This is a genomic window from Kribbella sp. NBC_00709 (assembly GCF_036226565.1).
In the GTDB taxonomy this organism is placed as follows: domain Bacteria; phylum Actinomycetota; class Actinomycetes; order Propionibacteriales; family Kribbellaceae; genus Kribbella.
Map to the genome: position 1 here is coordinate 356,239 of NZ_CP108996.1, position 16,217 is coordinate 372,455.

Here is a 16,217-nt window from a genome sequence, read left to right on the forward strand (position 1 = left end):
CAGACCTCCTCGGGAACTGGTCCCAAAATACTAGGACGTCCAACTATTTCCAACTAGCCGGCCAGCCGGAGCCCTCTCCGACGGGACTGTTCGCGCGGATCGGGGACCGGAGCGGCCTCCAGCAGGCGGACCGTGTAGGCGTCCTGCGGGTTGCGGAGGACCGACTCGCGGTCGCCTTGCTCGACGAGCTTGCCCTGGCTCATCACGGCGACGCGATCGCAGACCTGGTCGACCACCGCGAGGTCGTGGCTGATGAACAGGCAGGCGAAATGCAGCCGGTCCTGGATCGACCGGAGCAGCTCGAGCACCGTCGCCTGCACGGAGACGTCCAGCGCGGAGGTCGGCTCGTCCGCGATCAGGAGGTCCGGGTCGAGGGAGATCGCCCGGGCGATCGAGACGCGTTGCCGCTGGCCACCGGACAGCTCGTGCGGATAACGGCCGGCCCAGGCTCGCGGCAGCTCGACGCTGTCCAGCAACTCCTCGACCCGTCCGCGCAGCTCGGCACCCCGTACGCCGCGATGGACCGCGAGCGGTTCACCGATGGACTGCCCGATCGTGGCGCGCGGGTTCAGGGAGCCGGCCGGGTTCTGGAAGACCACGCCGATCCGGGCCCGGGTCTGACGGACGATCGCGGACGACGCCGTGGTGAGCGCCTGACCGGCGACCCGGACCTCGCCCGAGGTGATCGGCGCGAGGCCGAGGACGGACTTGCCGATGGTCGACTTGCCCGAGCCCGACTCCCCCACCAGTCCGGTGATCTCGCCCGGCTTGAGCACCAGATCCACCTGATCCACGGCGCGCACCGTCTTGCCCCGGCGGCCGCGGTACTCGACCACCAGCTCCTCGATGGACAGGGCCGGCGTCCCACCCGTCGCCTCGATCTCGGGGTCCTCGCGCAAACCACCACGAGGCACGGCATCGAGCAACGCCTTCGTATAAGGCTGGGTCGGACGGTCGAACAACTCGTGCACCTCGGCCGTCTCGACCACGGCCCCCTTGCGCATCACGACGACCCGATCGGCGACGTCCGCGACCACGCCCATGTCGTGGGTGATGATCATGATCGACCCGGAGATCTTCGACCGCATCGCCAGCAGTACGTCGAGCACCTCCTGCTGCACGGTCACATCCAGCGCCGTGGTCGGCTCGTCCGCGATCAGCAGCTCGGGATCACACGCCACCGCGATCGCGATCATCACCCGCTGGCACTGACCGCCGGACAGCTGATGCGGGTAGTACCGGAACCGGGACTCGGGGATCTCGACTATCCGCAACAGTTCCAGCGCTCGCTCGCGCGCCTGCGAGCGGGACAGGTCGGGGTGGTGGGTGCGGATCATCTCGACCAGCTGCGCCCCGATCGTGAAGACCGGGTCGAGCGCGCCGACCGGATCCTGGAAGATCATCGCGATCCGCCGGCCGCGCAGTGTGGTCAGCTCGGACCGGGACATCGCCAGTACGTCGTCGCCGCCGAAGCTGATCCGTCCGCCGACGGATGCGTTCGACGGCAGCAGGCCGAGCGCCGCCAGCGCGGTGACGCTCTTCCCGGATCCCGATTCGCCGACGACCGCGAGCACCTCACCCGGCCGGACGCCGAAGCTGACCCGGTCCACCGCGCGATGCGTCGTACCGCCGACCGTGAAGTCGATGACCAGGTCTTCGAAGGACAGGATCTCGTCGCTCACTCCCCGTCCTCCGCGTCGAGTTTGGCCTTGTACTCTTCCCAGTCGGCCAGCATCTTGCGGTGGTACGACGCCAGCCACTCCATGTAGTTGCGCGCGTTCCGCAGCCGCTTCCGCGGACCGTCCATCCCGTCGGGCAGCTCGGCGAGCATGTCCTCGAAGATCTGCCGTTGCTTGCCCAGCGACCGGCGCTCACCGGCCAGGAAGCTGCCCCAGACGTCGTCGTCGACCTTGAAGTAGTGACTGCGATCCCCCGGTACGGCGTGCCGCGCGATGAACCCGAGGTCGATCAGCCGCCGGGTGGTACTCGAGATCGATCCGGCGCTGGCCGACAGCGCCCGCGCCAGCTCGGCCGACGAGACGTACGGCTTGTTGCTCACCATCAGGTAGCCGAGCACCCGGCCCTCCATCCGCGGCGAGCCGGCCAGCTCTCTCAGCAATGCGAACTGTTCGACGAAGTCCGCGCGGCGGGAGTCCTCCTCCCACGCGTCGTCGTCAATCGTCATCACGACCTCCTTGCCAACTGATGCAAGTCGGCTTCCGCGAGCTGCGCGGTCCGCCGGGCCCGGAACGCCTCGACCGGCCAGCGCGAGCTCCCGCCGTACCGGACCATCGACGGCTGCCCGTCCGCGTCCCAGGTGTACTCCACCTTCTCGCCGATCGATCCGAACCCGGCCGCGGGAACGACGGCCAGCGTGTTCTCGTCGATGACCCGGAGCTCCTCGTAGCTGTCGGCGGGGTCCGGCGCGGCCGGGAAGAACGCGACCAGGCGTCCGCCGAGCAGCGAAATGCTGAGCACACCCATCAGGTTCGCGAAGTTCCCGCAGAACCTGCTCGCGTCGATGTCACTCGGGACCTGGGTCCCGGCCGGCGGGTTGGCGGCGAGGTTGAGCAGCTTGACCACGCCGGTCGCGAGCGTGCCCGCCGGACCGCCGATGCAGTTGGTGAGCACCGACACCACGACCTGGTCGACCGGGTCGATGAAGGTCCGGGTGATGTGTCCCGGGTACCCGCCGCTGTGACCGACCAGCCGCCGCTCGCCGATCGTGACGATGTCCATGCCCAGGCCATAGCGGCCGAGCTCGTGCCCGTTGGCCTTGACCAGGCTCTCGTCGCGCTGCAGCAGTCGCTTGCTGGCGTCGGTCAGCAACTCCTCCGCTCCGAAGAAGTGCGCGGCGCCGTACGTCGTCAGATCCTCGGCGGTCGAGTAAAACCCGGTGGCCGCCGCCATCGCCCGGGTGTCGACATGCGGGATGACTTCGCGGACGTCGCTCCCGTCCAGCAGTCCCGTGTGGCCACCGGCGTACTCACCGGCGCGCTGCGGATCCCACTCCGCGCCGGTGTGGGTCAGCCCGAGCCGGTCCACGATGGCGGTCGCGACATAGTCGCCGTACGTCGATCCGCTCGCGGACTCGATCACCAGGCCGAGCAGGGAGTAGCCGATGTTGGTGTACTTGAAGAACTCGTTGCGCTCGAAGACCTGGCCGTCGGACAAGCACAACGCGATCAGCGCGGCACGGTCCGGGAACGGGTCCATCAGCTGCCAGTAGTCCTTGTCCACGCCATCCCGGATCACGCCTGCCTGGTGACCGAGCAACTCGCGCACGGTGACCGGTGCCAGGGCGCTCCCGGCGAGCTCGGGCACGTAGGTGTCGATCGGGTCGTCGAGGCGGACCTTGCCCTGCTCGACGAGCTGCAGGATCGAGGTCGCGGTGAAGGTCTTGCTGTGCGACGCGATCCGGAACAGGTGATCGGTGCGCAGCGGCGTACCGGCGACCTCGTCGCTGTGTCCGAGCGCAGTCGAGAAGACCAGTTCGTCACCGACCCGGATCGCGGCCTGCACGCCCGGTGTCCTCAGGTAGCGACGTTGATAGTCGAGCCAGCTCTCGATGGCGGGAGCTGCTTCGCGGGCGGTGTCGAGATCGTAGGACAAGGCGGCGTCCGTTCTGTTGTAGGTGGTCATTCAGGAGCGTCCCTTCGGGTTCACCGCGTCGCGGAGCACGTCGCCGAGGGTGATCAGGCTCAGGACGGTCGCGGCGAGGAAGAGGCCCGGGTAGATCAGTGTGTGGGGTGCTTGCTGGAAGCGCGACTGCGCGGTGGCGAGTTGCAGGCCCCAGGAGATCGACGGCGCCCGCAGGCCGAGGCCGAGGAAGGTCAGGGTCGACTCGGCGACGATCACACCGCCGACGGTCAGCGTCGCGACCGCGAGCACAGGGCCGATCGCGTTCGGCAGCACATAGTGCGTGAGGATCCGGGAGGTCGGGAAGCCCATCGCCTTCGCCGCCTGCACGTACTCCGCGTCCCTGGTCGCGCGGACCGTCGTACGCACCATCCGGGCCAGCGCCGGCCAGGAGAACAGTGCGAGCACCAGTGAGACCGACAGCACCGATCGCTTCCCCAGGCTGTTCAGTACGACGATCGCCCCGAGCAGGAACGGGAAGCCGAGGAAGACGTCGGTGAGTCGTGCCAGTACCGAGTCGGCCCAGCCGCCGAGGTACCCGGCGACGGTGCCGACCAGTACGGCGATGGCCAGCGCGATCAGCGTGCAGACCAGGCCGACCGAGAGGGACGCACGAGCGCCGTGGACGACGTTCGCGTAGATGTCGCAGCCCTGGAGGTCCTGGCCGAACGGGTGACCCGGCGAGGACGGATGTGCGCTGCTCGAGATGTCACAGGCACGCGGATCGGTGCTGGTGAAGAGCCGTGGGAAGACAGCCATCAGCAGCAGTACGACGAGGACGCCAAGGGGAAGCCAGAACAGCACCCGGCGGCGGACGGTCGCCCAGACACCTCGCCGGGCCAGCACTTCTTCGTCGACTGTCGGTGCGATTACCTGGTCAGTCATGGCGGATCCTCGGGTCGAGGAGGGAGTTGAGCAGGTCGACGACCACGCTGGTGATCAGGAAGATCAGGATCAGCGCGGTCGCGATCCCCACCACCGTCGGCCCTTCGTGCACGCGGATCGACTCGAACAGCAACTGGCCGACGCCCGGCAGGTTGAAGATCCCTTCCGTCACCACGGCCCCGCCCAGCAATGCCCCGAGATCGATGGCGAGATAGGTCAGCACCGGGATCGACGAGTTCCGCAGTACGTGGATGCCGATCACCCGGCGACGGCTCAGGCCCTTCGCCCACAGCGCGCGGACGAAGTCCGAACTCATCGTGTCGATCACACTGCCCCGGGTCAGCCGGGCCACCGCGGCCAGCCCGTAGATCGCCAGAACCGTTGCTGGCAGCAAATAAGACGTGGGCCAGCCGTCGCCCACACCCGCGATCGGCAGCAGCGACAGCTTCACCCCGAACACCAACTGCGCCGTCACCGCCATCACGAAGATCGGCACCGACGCGATCAGGATCGTCAGGATCAGCACCCCGCGGTCGATCCAGGTGTTCTTCCGGAGTCCGGCGACCAGACCGAGGCCGACACCGATCACCACCTGGATCACCCACGCTGTCAGCGCGAGCCGGATCGTCACCGGCCACCGCGCCGCCAGCCGCTCGGCCACCGACCGGCCGCGGAAGTCGACGCCGAGATCGCCGGTCAGCAGATGACCCAGGTACCGCAGGTACTGCGACCACAACGGATCGTTCAGGTGGTAGAGATCCCGGATCCGCTCGACCACGGCCGGCGACAACGGCTGATCGCCGCCCAGGCTGGAGATCGGGTCACCGGGGAGCGCGAACACCGCCGCGTAGATGGCGAACGTGACCCCGAAGAACACCAGCACGAGTTCGATCAACCGCCGGATCGTGAACCGCAGCATCAGGACGCCTCTCGCCGTACGGCGCCCAGCAGCGCGAGCGTGGCGGCGTACTGCACGCCGACCAGGTCCTTGATCGGCACAGTGCGCAGCTCGTGATCGAGAGTGGCGGCCTCGTCCTGCCACTCGCGGTAGAGCGACCGCATCCGCCGGGCCAACGGATGCACCGCGGCGGCCGCACTGCCGCGCGCGATCTCGCCTTCGAGTGCCCGCAACAACATCCCGCCGAACCGCAGCCGGAACGACCGGTGGACATCGGTCAGCCCGAACCTCTCGGCGACCGTGGCGATCCGCGCCGGATCCTCCTTCGCGGCCCGGAGCCGGTCCCGTTCCGGACGCTTGGCCAGGTACGGGAGGAAGGCGTCGGTGGCCCGGACCAGCTGCGAGTCGCCGGACAGGTGCGGGCGGGCGGCCGCGAAGATCTCCAGCATCACGTCAATATCGTTGCCCAGGGCATCGGCCATCCGGACCAGCACCCCGGCGTACGGCTCGTCGGCCGGGGTCTGGTCGTCGTTGGCGGGATGCGTCCAGTACGGCAGCTCGGCGACCAGGCTGACTGTTCCGTGCCGCTCGGCGTACTCCGCCGACGACCCGCCCGACGACGAGTACGGCGTCATCCCCAGGCTCTCGGTGTAGTCGTACGTCGCCTTGGCCGAGATCATCTCGTAGACCGCGGGGCCGAGCGGGCGGGCGACCGGGGTCTCGGCCTCGCCGAGTTCGAGCGGGAGGCCGAAGGACGCGGCGATCGCATGCAGCTCGGCGACGAACCCTTCGAGTTCCTTGGTGACGTAGTAGTAGACGCCGCCGAGCTCGGTGTTGTGCAGCGAGACCGCGACCGTCGGCTTCAGCTCGTCGATCACGCGCATCAGCGCGAACGCCTCCGGCATCACCTGGTCGAAGTACGCCGTCTTGTACTGGAACGGGAACGACCACTCGACCTGCTCCGCCGGGGCCGGGCGGTAGAAGTGCTCGAGACAGTGCACGCGGTTGAACGGGCCGTCGAACCAGCCCTCGTTCAGGCGGGTGCCGTCGGGGTCGATGCAGCCGATGATGTTCCAGCGGCAGCCGGTCCGCAGTTCCTCGTCGGCGCACAGGTCCTCGGCCAGCCGGATCGCGGTCCAGAAACCGATCGGCTCGTTCGGGTGCACACCGGCGTACACGAGGGCCTCGTCGGGACCGGTGCCGATCGAGTACATCGTGATCGGGTCGCCGAGTCTCGACGTACCGATCCGGCGCCGGGTGACCAGGTCGGGGTGCTCGGCCGCGAGTGCGTCGAGCCGCCGGGTGATCTCGTCGACGCCGGGGAAGTGCGTCAGGCCGGGGATCCGGTGGGCCCGCTCCAGGATCGCCTGGAGCGGGCCGTTCGTTGCCGGCATCAACTATCCGCCAGGGTGGTGTTCTCGAGTTCGAGGCTGCCCGCGCCCTCGGCCAGCTTGGCGATCCGGTCCGAGGTCGCGTAGGTGTACTTCTCGAAGAACATCGGCGGCGCCGGGAAGTCCTTGAGGATCGCCTTCTGCACGTCGACGTACCCCTCGATCGCCTTCTGCGGGTCGACCTGCGAGTCGGCCTTGGCGAGCAGCTGCTCGACCTGCGGGGTGTAGTAGGGGACGCAGTTCACGCAGCCGCCGGACTTGGTGTAGAAGGAGCGCAGGGTGTTCTGCTGGCTGGCGTACAGGGCGCCCCAGCGGGAGAAGAACGGGCCGCTCAGGTTCTTCTCGTTGCGCAGCTTCTGGAACTCCGGGAAGTCGGTGGTCGGCGTCGCGGTGACGTCCTTGATGCCGAGGTTCTGGCGGAGCTGGTTGGCGTAGGCGTTGTAGAGGTCGTCCAGACCGGAACCGCCCGGGTACCGGATCTCCATCTTGCCGCTGAAACCGCCGGCCTCGGCCAGGAGCTGCTTGGCCTTCGTCGGATCGAACTTGCACAGGTCGCCGCAGAGGCCGACCGGCGTCCCCGGCTCACCCGGTGGGGTCAGCGCGGTCGCGGGCTCCCAGATGCCGCCGTAGATCACGTTGCTGACGGCCTGGCGGTCGATCGCCATCGAGATCGCCTCCCGGACCCGGACATCGGCATACCGCTTGTCCCACAGCGGCAGTCCGAGGTAGTTCATGCCGAGACCCTGGAAGACGTACGCGCGGTCGCCGAAGTCCTTCTTCACCTGCGCCATCCGGGACGCCGGCACGAACAGGATGTCGGTGCTCCCGGCCTGGACATCGGTGTAGGCCGTGTTCATGTCGGTGTACGGCTTGAAGACGATCTCGTCGACGGTCGGCTTCGGGCCCTGGTAGGCGTCGTACCGCTTGACCGTCATCGGCTCGTTCTCGGTGTACGTGCCGACCATCTCGAACGGGCCGTTGCCGATCGGCTTCTTCGCGAACCCGTCCAGATCCTTGTACGCCGCCTCCGGCATCGGGAAGAACCCGCTCTGCGCCTGGGACAACTGGACCGGGAACTGACCGTCGGGGCTCTTGAGCGTGACCGTGAAGGTGAGGTCGTCGACCACCTTCAGGCCGGACAGCTGCGTGGTCGCGGGCTTGCCCTTGGCCGGGTTCAGCGCGTCGTACCCGGCGATGTTGACCAGCTGACCGCTGTTCTCCCAGGCGTTCGGGCCGTAGGCGACGGTGTTCCAGGCCTGCACATAGCTCTCGGCGGTGACCTTCTCGCCGTTGTGGAAGGTCCAGCCGGGACGCAGCTTGACGGTCCAGTGCACCGCGTCGGTGGACTTCACCGACTCCGCGTTGAGATAGGTCAGCGAACCGTCGCTCTTCACGAAGGTGAGGCTCGAGAACAGCTCCTTGACCTGGGCGAACGCGATCGTCTGGCGGCCCGGGTTCAGGGTCACCGGATCGGAGACGGCGTACGAGACCGACTTCGTCCCGCCCTCGGCCGAACCACCGGAACCACCTCCGGAACAGCCGGCCAGAACGAGAGTGCCGGCGAGGAGAACGGCGGCAGCACACTTCATGGGTCCTCCAGGAACGTCGCGGCCCGCAGGGTGGGCCGACTGGTTCTGATCCTGGCCGCCGGCAAGCATGTGGCGCAATAGGGAACCTTGGGAAGTTTCAGTAGGAAATGAACTTTTAGCGTGGCCGTAACACGATTCCCAGCGAAGCCGGTGCGGTGAGGCCAGGGTCAGCTGAAGTCGCCGGCGTTGTGGCGGAGCGGTTCGAGCACGGCCCAGAGCATCTTGAGCTGCTCGTCGGTGAGGCCGGAGAGGGCGAAGTCGGCGGCGACCAGGTCGGCGGTGGCGCGTTCGACCAGGTCGCGGCCCTCCTGGGTGATCTCGCAGAGGATCGCCCGGCCGTCGTCGGGATGCGGCGTCCGCGTCACCAGGCCGGCCCCCTCCAGCCGGCGCACGATCGAGGTCACCGACGTCGGGTGCACCTGCAGCCGCTCCCCCATCTTGCCCAGCGGCAACGACCCGCGGCGCGAGAACGTGAGCAGCACCAGCGCCTCGAACCGCGCGAATGTCAGCCCGTGCTTGCGGAGGATCTCGTCCAGCTCGTTGATCACGATCTGCTGCGCGCGCATCAGCGACGTGACGGCCCGCATCTGCTCGACCGCACCCCACCGCCGCCCCCACTGCCGCGACGCCTCGTCGATCGGATCGAACGGCAACGCCCTCTTCCTCGCCATGGGCCGAAGATTAGCCCGACACTAGGCAGACCATGTCGAAACTCAGAGATTCGGACTTCCCCGCCCTCGGGACCGAGACCCCCGCCGAACAACTCATCAGCCTCCGGTTCCAGTGGTACAACCGGCAGGCCAACTGGGCCCGCATCGCCTACCGCGGTCTCGGGACCGTGCAGCTCGTCGCCGCCCTGCTGATCGCGATCTCGGTGGCCTTCGACGTACCGAGATGGCTCGCACCCGCGCTCGGTGGCGTGATCGCGCTGGCCGAAGGGATCCGGACGCTGTTCGGGTTCAAGGACTCCTATCCGACCTATCGCCGGACCGCGGAAGACCTGCGGAACGAGGCGTGGCTGTACGTCCAGCGCGCCGGGCAGTACGCGACCGCCGACGACGCCGGCAAGTTGCTGACCCAGCGCGTGGTCGAGATCAGCAACTCCGAGACCGCCGACTGGGAGGAGGCGCTCAAGGCCCGGAGTGTGTGAAAAGTGTCCACGGGGTCTGGAAAGGTGCTGGCATGAGATTTCTGGAGCATGTGCGGGCCGAGGGTGCGCGGCTGGGTGAGGTGGCGCGGATGGGGCTCGACGCGCCCGTGCCCAGCTGTCCGGGGTGGACGGTCGACGATGTCGTCCGCCACGTGGCGATGGTCTATGCGCACAAGGTCGAGGTGCTGAAGCTCGGCGCCCTCCCCGACCCGTGGCCGCCGGACTTCTCCGGCCTGGACACGCTCCAGTGGTACGACGAAGCGCGCGCGGCCCTCGTCGGCGCGCTGGAGGCGGCCGGGACCGAGACAGAGACGTGGACCTTCAGCCCGCGCGACTCGACCTCCGCCTTCTGGTACCGGCGGATGGCACACGAAACTCTCGTCCACCGGATCGACGTCGAGCAGGCCCACAAAGTCGTGACCCCGATCGATCCCGACCTGGCGCTCGACGGGATCGACGAAATCCTGTACCCGACGATCGGCGGCCCGTGGTGGGAAGAGGGCGACACCGAGTTCCCGATCGACGCCACGCTCCGGATCACCGCAGTCGGCCGGTCCTGGACGATCCACGCCAACGCGACGAGTGTCGACGTACGGCACGGCGCCGACGGCGAAGCGGCAGCGGAGATCTTCGGTGACCCGACGCCGATCTACCTGTGGCTGTGGGGCCGGGTGGGCGAAGACGCGATCCAGACCGTCGGCGACCCGAACGTCGTCCGGGCGTTCCGCGGCCGGATCTCGGAAGCCAGCCAATGACGATCTCGTGAAGATGTCCTCCGCGGGTCCGGCTGTTCGTTCCTTTGACGAGGGACCACAGTGGTCTCAGCGAGAAGGAGGACTCCGATGGCGCAGTACCTTGCACTGACCTACACCGCCGACGTGGACTGGTGGGCGCCCGAGCAGGCGGAGGAGCTGGCCGAGTACCGGAAGTTCGGCGCCGAGTACGCCGAACAGGTCAAGGCGAGCGCCGTGCTGCACCCGACCGCGACGGCGACCGTCGTCCGGGTGGAAGGCGCCCGCGGCGGGCCGGTGGTCACCACCGACGGTCCGTACGCCGAGACCAAGGAAGCGCTGACCGGCTACTACCTGATCGAGGCCGACGACCTCGAGGCGGCGGTCAAGATCGCGGCCGAGATCCCCGCGGCCTGGGGCGGTGCTGTCGAGGTGCGCCCGGTGATCGTTGCCAGATGACTCACCGGGCCAACTTGAACGAGAGGTTTGGCGCGGTTGCCGACACGATCCGGATCGAGGGGACGCGGATCCTCGCCACCCTGATCCGGACCGTCGGCGACGTGCAGCTCGCCGAGGACGCCGTCCAGGAGGCGGCGCTGGCGGCCCTCGGCGCGTGGCCGGTCACCGGCGTACCGCCCGAGCCGCGCGCCTGGCTCACTGTGACCGCGCGGCGGAAGGCGATCGACATCATCCGCCGCGAACGCGCCCGCGTCGACAAGGAACGGGCCGGCTCCGAACTCCTGGATCTCAACCGCCGCGAACTCCCGGGAGACTCGCCCGCCGTGGCCCACGCCCTTGATCCGTACGGCGCAGTGGACTCCGAGGCAGTCGTGCAGGACGACCTGCTGCGGCTGATCTTCACCTGCTGCCATCCGGCGCTCTCCCCGTCGACCCGGGTGGCGCTCGCCCTCCGTACCCTGTGTGGGCTCTCCGCCGCCCAGATCGCCGCGGTGCTGCTGACCACCGAGGTCGCCACCACCAAGCGGCTCGTCCGCGCCCGCCAGAAGATCGCCGCTGCGCGCATCCCGTACCGCGTGCCGGACGAGACCGAGCTGCCCGGCCGGCTGCCCGCGGTCTGCGCTGTCATCCACAGCCTCTACACCGCCGGCCACGCTCCATCCGAGGGCGAGGCGGCGTACGACGTCGATCTCTGCGCGGAGGGGATCCGCCTGGCCGAGCTCCTGCACACGCTGCTGCCTGACCAACCCACGCCGACTGCGATCCTGGCGCTCCTGCTGCTCACCGAGGCCCGCCGGCCGGCTCGCGTCGACGACTCCGGCGAGGTGGTCACGCTTGACCTGCAGGACCGCTCCCGCTGGGACCAGGATCTGATCGCCCGCGGGGTCGAGCTCCTCAACGATTCGCTGGAACGCTCCGGTCGACAGGCCGACGCCTACCAGCTCCAGGCCGCGATCGCGGCCGAGCACGCGCGCGTCCCGAGCTACACCGCCACCGACTGGCGCGAGATCGTCCGCCTGTACGACCTCCTGGTCGAGGTCTCCCCCAGCCCCGCGGCCGAGCTGGCCCGCATCGTCGCCATCGCCGAAACCGGCCAGGTCGACACCGCCCTCGAGCTCCTGGACGGCATCCCGCCCAGTTCACGCCGGCACGCCGTACGCGCCGAACTCCTCGCCCGCCAGAACCGCTACGCCGCAGCAGTCGCCGAGCTGGACCAGGCGCTGGACAGGGCACCACACAGCCATCCGGAACGGTCTCATAGAGAACGCCGCCGCAACCATTTCCAGCAACTTGCCGCCCGCGAACAAACCACCCCTGCCCCACCGCCTGAAGGCGATCTGAGCAGCTGACCCCACCGCTTCCCAGGCCCCAACACGATTGGATATCCATTCGCGTTGGGGGTTCTCGGCTGGTGTACCAGCGGAGAACCCACAACAGCAGGGGATGACCCCTGAGATGTGCCCGTCCGGGCCGGGCCGGGCCGGTGATGCGGGGTTAGTCGTCGGTCCAGTTGCCGCGTTCGCTGTTGAAGATCGACTTGGTGGCGGACGGGGACGACGACGGGCGGGCCTGCGGCGCGGTGGTCGCGGCCGGCGCCGAAGTCGTGGTGACCTCCTGGGCCGAGTCCATCCCGATCGGACCGGTGCCGTCGTCGTCGGAGTCCTCGTCGCCCTGCAGTACGTCGACGCTCGCGGAGGCTCGCAGGCCGGTCCGCTGGATGACGCGCTGGATGGTCAGGTCGCGGTCGTCAGGCCGGCTGACCCACTTGATCTCACGGAAGCCCTGGTCCTGCGCGGCCGACTCGAAGACGAAGTGGCCGTAGCCCAGCATCCGGCCGATGATCGGCTTCTGCAGGGTGATGTCGAGGACCCGGGCGATCGGGGTGGTCGCGACGGTCTGGGAGAAGACGCCCCGGATCCGCATGACCCGCATGTTGGTGACCACGAACCGGTCCCGATGGTGGGTGAGGAATTGCCAGAAGGCGTGGGTCAGCAGCACCAGCACGATCGCCAGCAGCACCGGCTGCCCACCGATCGCGGTGGTGGCCATCGTCAGCAGCAGGGCCGCCGCGAGCACGACCTCGAGCATCGGCACCGAGTACACCACCCAGTGCTGCCGCACCTCGTCGATGACGACTTCGCCCTCGTCCGAGATCAGATGGCGCCGGACCTTCGGGTCGAAGATCCGGAACAGGCCTATTCCGGCCATCCACTCACTCCCCTGGCGCGCTGTTGTGTGACCCCGTACAGCCAAGTGTCCCGCACGATCGCTCGCAACGGGACACTCAGACGGCAGATCAGCTGAACAGCGCGGTCAGGAAGGTGATGACACTCCCGAACGCGTCGCCAACGGCCGAGAACGCGCCTCCCACCGCGTTGGCGGCGTTTGCCGGCTGAGTGAACAGATAGAAGCCGGCAAAGGCGATGAGCGACCAGATCAACAGCTTCTTGGGCATGTCGCCACTCCTTGTTCCTAACCACTCGGTCGACTGTGTTGGAATTTGTATCACGGACCGTCACCAATTGTCACTGACTGAACACAGCCCACCGCACAATGCTCACCAGCTACAAGGTCCATTCTGTAACGGATTCGGGGGCACGGCACCCATCGGCGCGCCGCCCTGAGACGCGGATCGGCCCCCGCCGCGGAAATCCTGCGGCATTTGCCCGAATTCGGCACAACTTTCCGTGAACGGAAAGCGAAGACACAAAGTGACACTGCGTGTTCGGGTGTTCCACGGCGAGACAGATGTCACAACGCGGCGATCAACTCGTCCGCCGCAGAATACGGGTCCGTGCCCCCGTCCGCGACCTTGGCCGCCAGTACGTCGAGCCGCGCGTCCCCGTGCAGATGCGCGAACCGCCGCCGCAGCGCCGTCGTCGCGATGGCCTCGATCTCGTCCCGGGCCCGGGACTGCCGGCGCTGCGTGAGCACACCGTTCCCCCGCATCCAGACCAGCCGGTCCTCGATCGCCTGCACCACCTCGGCGACGCCTTCATTGCGGGAGGCAACCGTCTTCAGGATCGGCGGGGTCCAGGCGCCCTCGGACCGCTCGGCCAGCGCCAGCATCGAGCGCAGGTCGCGGGTGACCGACTGGACGCCGTCGCGGTCGGCCTTGTTCACCACGTAGATGTCGCCGACCTCGAGGATCCCCGCCTTGGCCGCCTGGATGCCGTCACCCATCCCGGGCGCGAGCAGGATCAGGGTCGTGTCCGCCATCCCGGCGATCTCCACCTCGGACTGCCCGACGCCGACCGTCTCCACCAGCACCACGTCGAACCCGGCGGCGTCCAGCACCCGCAGCGCCTGCGGCGTCGACCACGACAGTCCGCCGAGATGCCCACGCGACGCCATCGACCGGATGAACACCCCCCGGTCGGTCGCATGGTCCTGCATCCGCACCCGGTCGCCGAGCAGCGCGCCGCCCGAGAACGGCGACGACGGGTCCACCGCGAGTACGCCGACACGCTTGCCGGTCTCGCGGTACGCCGAAACCAGCGCCGACGTCGACGTGGATTTGCCGACACCGGGCGAGCCCGTGATGCCGACGATGTGGGCGTGACCGGCGTGCGGCGCCAGCGCGGCCATCACCTCGCGCAGCAGCGGGGACTCGTCCTCGACCAGCGAGATCAGCCGGGCGACCGCCCGGGAGTCACCCTCCCGGGCACGCTCGACCAGCTCACCGACCGGCGCGGTGCGTCGTGGCATCAGCTCTTCGGGACCCGGACGATCAGAGCGTCGCCCTGACCGCCTCCTCCACACAGAGCCGCAGCACCGACGCCGCCGCCACGACGACCGAGCTCCAGCGCCAGGTGCAGCACGAGGCGCGCGCCGGACATCCCGATCGGGTGGCCGAGGGCGATGGCGCCACCGTTCACGTTGACCTTGTCGTCGCCGACCTGCAGGTCACGCGCGGACGCGATGCCGACGGCCGCGAACGCCTCGTTGATCTCGATCAGGTCGAGGTCCGCGGGCTGGATGCCGTCCTTCGCGCAGGCCTTGGCGATCGCGTTGGCCGGCTGGCTCTGCAGCGTCGAGTCCGGCCCGGCGACCGAGCCGTGCGCGCCGATCTCGGCGATCCAGCTCAGCCCGAGCTCCTCGGCCTTCGCCTTGCTCATCACGACGACCGCGCAACCGCCGTCGGAGATCTGCGACGCCGAACCGGCCGTGATCGTGCCGTCCTTGCCGAACGCGGGCCGCAGCTTGGCCAGCACCTCGGCGGAGGTGTCACCGCGAACGCCTTCGTCGCTGTCGACCACGATCGGGTCGCCCTTGCGCTGCGGCACCTCTACCGGCACCACCTCGTCGGCGAACAGGCCGTTCTTCCAGGCCTCTGCGGCGCGCTGGTGCGAACGAGCGCTGAACTCGTCCTGCTCCTCGCGGCTCAGCTTCAGGCCGGCGTTGTTCGCCTGGTCGGTCAGCGCGCCCATCGCCTGATCGGTGAACGCGTCCCACAACCCGTCGTACGCCATCGAGTCGACCAGCGTGGTGTCGCCGTACTTGAACCCCTCGCGGGACTTCGGCAGCAGGTGCGGCGCGTTCGTCATCGACTCCATGCCGCCGGCCACGACGATCTCGTACTCGCCGGCGCGGATCAGCTGGTCGGCGAGCGCGATCGCGTTCAGCCCGGACAGGCAGACCTTGTTGATGGTGATGGCGGGGACGTCCATCGGGATGCCGCCCTTGACCGAGGCCTGACGGGCGGTGATCTGACCGCCGCCGGCCTGCAGCACCTGGCCCATGATCACGTACTCGACCTGGTCCGGCGCGACGCCGGCCTTGGCCAGCGCGCCCTTGATCGCGAAGCCGCCGAGCTCGGCGCCGGTGAAGCCCTTGAGTCCGCCCAGCAGCCGCCCGATCGGGGTCCGCGCGCCGGCGACGATGACGGTGGTGTTCCGCGTGTCAGACATATCGTCACGATACCTGCGGCGGCACTGGTACGCCGCTGCCCGAACGCGTCAGACGGGTCACACGGATCGTGTCGACTGGGCCACTTTCGATGGCCTCGTGAACGGGGTTGCGCCACGCTGGCGGGATGGATCAGCTGTTCGACGCGATCGACCATGTCGGCATCGCGGTCGCCGACTTCGACGAGGCCGTGCGGTACTACGCGGACATGTTCGGCATGACCGTCGCGCACGAGGAGATCAACGAGGAGCAGGGCGTCCGCGAGGCGATGCTCTCGGTCGGCGGCTCGGGTTCCTCGATCCAGCTATTGGCGCCGCTGTCGGACGCGTCGCCGATCGCGAAGTTCCTCGACCAGCGCGGCCCCGGCATCCAGCAGCTGGCCTACCGGGTCAGCGATCTCGACGCGGTCTCCGAGGTACTGCGCGAGCGCGGCGCCAAGCTGCTGTACGACGAACCGCGGCGCGGCACGGCCGGATCGCGAGTGAATTTTCTTCACCCCAAGTCGGCCGGCGGCGTCCTGGTCGAACTCGTTGAGCCACCGGCGTAGAACAGCGGGTGACGGCACGC

17 protein-coding genes are annotated in these 16,217 nt (G+C 68.5%); 5 read left to right on the forward strand and 12 right to left on the reverse strand.

Annotated features, from left to right (window positions below):
* Positions 1 to 53: 53 nt before the first annotated feature.
* From OHA18_RS01715 to OHA18_RS01750, 8 genes are all read right to left on the reverse strand, one after another.
* Positions 54 to 1,682 (reverse strand): ABC transporter ATP-binding protein, encoded by a 1,629-nt coding sequence (locus OHA18_RS01715; RefSeq protein ID WP_329001691.1) that lies wholly within the window; start codon positions 1,680 to 1,682, stop codon positions 54 to 56.
* The gene (locus OHA18_RS01720; protein ID WP_329001692.1) at positions 1,679 to 2,185 is read right to left on the reverse strand and encodes a GbsR/MarR family transcriptional regulator; all 507 of its coding nucleotides are present in this window, start codon (positions 2,183 to 2,185) and stop codon (positions 1,679 to 1,681) included. Before OHA18_RS01720 ends, OHA18_RS01715 begins: the two co-directional genes overlap by 4 nt.
* Positions 2,185 to 3,642, reverse strand: a complete 1,458-nt coding sequence (locus OHA18_RS01725) for a serine hydrolase domain-containing protein (protein WP_329001693.1) — start codon at positions 3,640 to 3,642, stop codon at positions 2,185 to 2,187. The genes OHA18_RS01720 and OHA18_RS01725 overlap by 1 nt, the downstream gene beginning before the upstream one ends.
* Complete coding sequence (locus tag OHA18_RS01730) at positions 3,643 to 4,524, reverse strand: ABC transporter permease (RefSeq protein WP_329001694.1); 882 nt, start codon at positions 4,522 to 4,524, stop codon at positions 3,643 to 3,645.
* On the reverse strand, positions 4,517 to 5,443 hold the full coding sequence (locus OHA18_RS01735; protein WP_329001695.1) for an ABC transporter permease: 927 nt from the start codon (positions 5,441 to 5,443) through the stop codon (positions 4,517 to 4,519). The genes OHA18_RS01730 and OHA18_RS01735 overlap by 8 nt, the downstream gene beginning before the upstream one ends.
* Positions 5,443 to 6,816, reverse strand: coding sequence for a M14 family zinc carboxypeptidase (locus OHA18_RS01740; protein ID WP_329001696.1), 1,374 nt, complete (start codon positions 6,814 to 6,816; stop codon positions 5,443 to 5,445). Before OHA18_RS01740 ends, OHA18_RS01735 begins: the two co-directional genes overlap by 1 nt.
* The gene (locus OHA18_RS01745) at positions 6,816 to 8,402 is read right to left on the reverse strand and encodes a peptide ABC transporter substrate-binding protein (protein WP_329001697.1); all 1,587 of its coding nucleotides are present in this window, start codon (positions 8,400 to 8,402) and stop codon (positions 6,816 to 6,818) included. The genes OHA18_RS01740 and OHA18_RS01745 overlap by 1 nt, the downstream gene beginning before the upstream one ends.
* 167 nt (positions 8,403 to 8,569) lie before the next feature.
* Positions 8,570 to 9,073 (reverse strand): MarR family winged helix-turn-helix transcriptional regulator, encoded by a 504-nt coding sequence (locus tag OHA18_RS01750; protein WP_329001698.1) that lies wholly within the window; start codon positions 9,071 to 9,073, stop codon positions 8,570 to 8,572.
* A 32-nt stretch (positions 9,074 to 9,105) separates the two neighbouring features.
* On the opposite strand from OHA18_RS01750, the gene OHA18_RS01755 reads away from it, so the two are divergent.
* From OHA18_RS01755 to OHA18_RS01770, 4 genes are all read left to right on the forward strand, one after another.
* Positions 9,106 to 9,552 carry a DUF4231 domain-containing protein gene (locus OHA18_RS01755; protein ID WP_329001699.1) on the forward strand — a complete coding sequence of 149 codons (447 nt, stop codon included), beginning with the start codon at positions 9,106 to 9,108 and terminating at the stop codon, positions 9,550 to 9,552.
* A gap of 32 nt (positions 9,553 to 9,584) precedes the next feature.
* Positions 9,585 to 10,307, forward strand: a complete 723-nt coding sequence (locus tag OHA18_RS01760; RefSeq protein ID WP_329001701.1) for a maleylpyruvate isomerase family mycothiol-dependent enzyme — start codon at positions 9,585 to 9,587, stop codon at positions 10,305 to 10,307.
* 87 nt (positions 10,308 to 10,394) lie between these two features.
* A complete protein-coding gene (locus OHA18_RS01765) occupies positions 10,395 to 10,742 on the forward strand; it encodes a YciI family protein (RefSeq protein ID WP_329001702.1) in 348 nt (115 codons plus the stop codon).
* Complete coding sequence (locus tag OHA18_RS01770) at positions 10,739 to 12,091, forward strand: RNA polymerase sigma factor (RefSeq protein ID WP_329001703.1); 1,353 nt, start codon at positions 10,739 to 10,741, stop codon at positions 12,089 to 12,091. The genes OHA18_RS01765 and OHA18_RS01770 overlap by 4 nt, the downstream gene beginning before the upstream one ends.
* Positions 12,092 to 12,236: 145 nt before the next feature.
* Here the strand turns inward: OHA18_RS01770 and OHA18_RS01775 are convergent, their stop codons facing one another.
* The 4 genes from OHA18_RS01775 to OHA18_RS01790 all read right to left on the reverse strand — a co-directional run bounded on the left by OHA18_RS01775 (position 12,237) and on the right by OHA18_RS01790 (position 15,652).
* Entirely contained in the window at positions 12,237 to 12,950 is a 714-nt protein-coding gene (locus tag OHA18_RS01775) for a PH domain-containing protein (RefSeq protein WP_329001705.1), read from the reverse strand.
* A gap of 88 nt (positions 12,951 to 13,038) precedes the next feature.
* A complete protein-coding gene (locus OHA18_RS01780) occupies positions 13,039 to 13,197 on the reverse strand; it encodes a hypothetical protein (RefSeq protein ID WP_166678426.1) in 159 nt (52 codons plus the stop codon).
* Between the two features lie 296 nt (positions 13,198 to 13,493).
* Positions 13,494 to 14,450, reverse strand: a complete 957-nt coding sequence (gene meaB / locus OHA18_RS01785; RefSeq protein ID WP_329001706.1) for a methylmalonyl Co-A mutase-associated GTPase MeaB — start codon at positions 14,448 to 14,450, stop codon at positions 13,494 to 13,496.
* Complete coding sequence (locus OHA18_RS01790) at positions 14,450 to 15,652, reverse strand: acetyl-CoA C-acetyltransferase (protein ID WP_329001707.1); 1,203 nt, start codon at positions 15,650 to 15,652, stop codon at positions 14,450 to 14,452. Before OHA18_RS01790 ends, meaB begins: the two co-directional genes overlap by 1 nt.
* Before the next feature lie 125 nt (positions 15,653 to 15,777).
* Here OHA18_RS01790 and mce point away from each other — a divergent pair, with 125 nt between their 5' ends.
* On the forward strand, positions 15,778 to 16,197 hold the full coding sequence (gene mce / locus OHA18_RS01795) for a methylmalonyl-CoA epimerase (protein WP_329001708.1): 420 nt from the start codon (positions 15,778 to 15,780) through the stop codon (positions 16,195 to 16,197).
* Positions 16,198 to 16,217 lie beyond the last annotated feature (20 nt).